This is a genomic window from Pseudomonas sp. HY13-MNA-CIBAN-0226 (genome assembly GCF_040310305.1).
Classification (GTDB): Bacteria; Pseudomonadota; Gammaproteobacteria; order Pseudomonadales; family Pseudomonadaceae; genus Aquipseudomonas; species Aquipseudomonas gregormendelii.
Window position 1 is genome coordinate 1 of the sequence record NZ_JBEOPS010000637.1, and the last position, 235, is coordinate 235.

General features: G+C 58.3%; 1 pseudogene. It reads left to right on the top strand.

What is annotated here, in order from left to right:
* Positions 1-235 (top strand): annotated as a pseudogene (locus AAEZ05_RS30230) (chemotaxis protein); the annotation flags it as partial.

The window sequence follows — 235 nt, forward strand, 5'->3', positions numbered from 1 at the left end:
GTGCTACAGCATGCCGCCGACGCACAAAGCGCCGCACAGGCTTATCACCTGTCGTTGAACACCCAGGAGATGGCGGAAAAAGGCGCCGAGGTGATTCAGAAAACCGCCACTGGCATGCGCGAAATTGCCGTGGATATCGACACCTCTTCGCAACTGATCGCCAAGCTGGGCGAGCGCTCGCAACAGATCACCGCCATCGTCAATACCATTCGCGGCATTGCTGACCAGACCAACC